Source organism: Algibacter sp. (assembly GCF_049667265.1).
GTDB lineage: Bacteria > Bacteroidota > Bacteroidia > Flavobacteriales > Flavobacteriaceae > Algibacter_B.
In genome coordinates this window covers 1-3307 of the sequence record NZ_JBATHX010000180.1, presented here as the reverse complement: position 1 = coordinate 3307, position 3307 = coordinate 1, and the positions used below count along the sequence as shown (strand labels likewise).

The following is a 3307-nucleotide window of genomic DNA, read 5'->3' as shown; positions in this document are numbered from 1 at the left end:
GTATTCGTGTGCCTGCAAATAATATAGCTCTAGAAATTGTAAAGCAACTTGGAAATCCCATTATTTCAACCTCTATTCATGATGAAGATGAAGTTTTGGAGTACACCACCGACCCAGAATTAATTTTAGAAAAATGGGGTAATTTGGTCGATTTGGTTATTGATGGTGGTTATGGCGACAACGAGCCATCAACGGTTATCGATTTATCGGAGGCAGAACCAGTTGTTGTTAGAGCAGGTAAGGGGAGTTTGGAAATTTTCTAAATTCCTGCGAATGCAGGAATCTTATTAAATGAATTTCAATTATTTTTTTTGGGCGTAACGCCCATTTTAAAAAAAAACAGTTGTGAGATTCCCTTTTTCAAGGGAATAAAAAAAAGCCCAACCTTTCGATTGAGCTTTTTAAATATGTTTATAGAATTTAGTATTACTTACTAGTTTCTAAGTTTTTCATTTCTTTTTCAATCATGTCGTAAAACTGATCGATTTTTGGAAGTACTACCACACGAGTACGTCTGTTTTTTGCTCTGTTTTCAGCAGTATCATTATCGGCTAAAGGTACGTAAGAACTACGACCAGCAGCGATTAATTGACCTGGGTTAACACCAAGTTCTTGTAATACTCTGATGATAGATGTAGAACGTTTTACACTTAAATCCCAGTTATCAAGTAACACACCTTTGCTATATGATTGGCTGTCTGTGTGACCTTCAATCATAGCTTCGAAATCTGGTTTGCTATTAACAACTTTTGCAACTTTTGCCAATACTTCTTTAGCTCTAGAGTTTACAATATAGCTTCCGCTTTGGAATAATAATTTATCGGCGATAGATATAAATACTACACCTTTTTCAACACTCACTTCAATATCTGGATCGTTAATACCAACTTCACGTTTTAAGCTTGTTACTAAAGCTAACGTTACGCTGTCTTTTCTTGAAATAGCATCTTGTAAACGTGTGATTTTTAAATCTCTTTCTTGTAATGACTCTAAAGATTTTTCAAGGTTTGTTGCTCCTTTAGAAGTTAATTCTGTTAAGTCTTGAGAACTTTTAATTAAGGCATTGTTGTTCTTTTTTAAATCGTCAAGCTGATCTTTCATAGCTTCAACACGTGCAGTAGCAGATGCTCTATCTTCTAGACATGCATTTAGTTTTACAGTTGCAGAGTTAAGTAAGTCTTGAGTTTCTTTTTGTTTTGCTTCAAGATCTGTGAACAATTTTTTTGATACACATGAACTTAGTAAAAGCATTGCAGATACGCTAAGTAATAAAATTTTTTTCATGATTATTATTAAGGATTAATTTTCTAATTATTAGCACAAAAGTATATAAAATTCGTTGGATTTTAACATTTTAACAAAACTTTTACAAACGAGTTATAAACTATTGTATTTTGTTTTTTTATTTACGAAATAATCAAATACTATGGATGTTCTAGAATAGTACTTTATTTTGTTTTTTATAGACTTTCTCTGGGCTAACACTCGGTTTAAATGAAAATAGAAATTAACATGTGCTTTAAGAATAGCGAAAGTATGTTTTGGTTGCAGGTCGAATAGAAATTTTATACCTGCAATACCATCTAAAATTAATCGCACAAATATTTTTCCAAGTATAAAACCATTAGCATTTTTAGTTAATGCAATAAGGCTATTTCTAAAATTTAGGTATGTTTTTTTTGGATTCGTATTTTTTAAAGTAGCCGCACCAACATGATAAATTTCTGATTTGCCAACATATTTTATTGAATAGCCTAAGTTTTTTGCACGCCAGGATAAATCTATTTCTTCCATATGTGCAAAAAAGTATTCGTCAAAACCTTTTAAATGCTTAAAAACGTTGCTTCTAATGAATAAACATGCTCCTGTTGCCCAAAATATTTCAGACGTGTCATTAAACTGTCCGTGGTCTTTTTCTAAAGTTTCAAAAATTCTACCGCGGCAATACGGATAGCCATATTTATCAATAAACCCACCAGCTGCACCAGCATATTCGAAATATTCTTTGTTTTTAAAATCGAGTATTTTGGGTTGAATAATAGCTGTATTGGCGTTTTCTTTAAAGGTTTTAATTACGGGCAATAACCAGCTTGGCGTTACTTCAACATCACTATTTACTAGGCAAAAAATATCGGCATCGACTGATTTTAATGCATCATTATAGCCTTTTGCAAAACCTTCATTTTTGCTATTTTGAATAATTTTTATAGTTGGAAAGGTTGTCTTTACAAAAGCAACTGAATTATCAGTAGAGGCATTGTCTGCAACATAAATATCGGCATTATTTGAATGTTGAATAACCGATGGTAAAAACTGTTCTAAGAGTTTTTTTCCGTTCCAGTTTAGTATGACTACTGCTAATTTCATAAATTATATTCTGGGATATCTTTTAAAAATTGATAGCGTTCATTTTCAAAATCCATTTGGCAATAATAATGATTTAATCCGTTGGTTACCATCAAGAAAGTAGCATTTAACTCTAAATTATAACGTGCAATTTGATCGAATGTATTTTGTTTGATGCTAATTTTAGGTGCTTTACATTCCACAATAAGGTGGATACTTCCATCTGAATTATAAACCACAATATCGTAGCGTTTTTTTAATGAGTTAATAATCAATTCCTTTTCAACATTAATTAAAGATGAAGGATAGCCTTTTTCTTGTATTAGAAATTGAATGCAATGTTGTCGCACCCATTCTTCTGGTTGTAAAACGATAAATTTTTTGCGTATAGGATCAAAAATAGAAACTTTATTTTCGCTATTTTTGAATCGGAATGAATACTTTGGAAAATTAAGCGCCTGCAATATTTTTCGTGTTTAGTTTTCAAAGTTAAACTACACAACTATAAATCACAATTTATAAATTGAAATTCTAAATTTAGTATTTAAATATTTGGAGTTTGTAATTTGAAAATTTAATAGAATTTGGACGAAGTCAAACAACTAGTAACAGACATAAAAAACAAAAATCTGAAACCTATTTATTTTTTAATGGGTGAGGAGGCTTATTATATTGATAAAATTTCTGATTTTATTGAAACGACTGTTTTAGCTGAAGAAGAACGCGGTTTTAACCAAATGGTGTTGTATGGAAGAGATGTAACTATTGATGATATTATTGGAAATGCCAAACGCTACCCAATGATGGCCGAATACCAAGTGGTGATTGTTAAGGAAGCTCAAGACTTATCGCGCTCTATTGATAAATTGGCTAAATATGCCGAAAACCCGCAACCCACAACGGTGCTTGTGTTTAATTACAAATACAAAAAAATTGATAAACGAAAAGCTTTATATAAAAC

5 protein-coding genes are annotated in these 3307 nt (G+C 31.4%); 2 read left to right on the top strand and 3 right to left on the bottom strand.

Annotation, left to right across the window (positions count from 1 at the left end):
* Positions 1–263: L-threonylcarbamoyladenylate synthase (locus WBN21_RS06620; RefSeq protein WP_424198630.1), on the top strand; the 263-nt coding region annotated here is incomplete at its 5' end.
* 163 nt (positions 264–426) lie between these two features.
* On the opposite strand, the gene WBN21_RS06615 is transcribed toward WBN21_RS06620, so the two are convergent.
* The 3 genes from WBN21_RS06615 to WBN21_RS06605 all read right to left on the bottom strand — a co-directional run bounded on the left by WBN21_RS06615 (position 427) and on the right by WBN21_RS06605 (position 2810).
* A complete protein-coding gene (locus WBN21_RS06615) occupies positions 427–1284 on the bottom strand; it encodes an OmpA/MotB family protein (protein ID WP_424198628.1) in 858 nt (285 codons plus the stop codon).
* 93 nt (positions 1285–1377) lie between these two features.
* A complete protein-coding gene (locus WBN21_RS06610; RefSeq protein ID WP_424198626.1) occupies positions 1378–2367 on the bottom strand; it encodes a glycosyltransferase family 2 protein in 990 nt (329 codons plus the stop codon).
* Complete coding sequence (locus WBN21_RS06605; protein ID WP_424198624.1) at positions 2364–2810, bottom strand: type I restriction enzyme HsdR N-terminal domain-containing protein; 447 nt, start codon at positions 2808–2810, stop codon at positions 2364–2366. Before WBN21_RS06605 ends, WBN21_RS06610 begins: the two co-directional genes overlap by 4 nt.
* A gap of 120 nt (positions 2811–2930) precedes the next feature.
* On the opposite strand from WBN21_RS06605, the gene holA reads away from it, so the two are divergent.
* The coding region (holA, locus tag WBN21_RS06600; protein ID WP_424198622.1) for a DNA polymerase III subunit delta at positions 2931–3307 on the top strand (377 nt) is incomplete at its 3' end.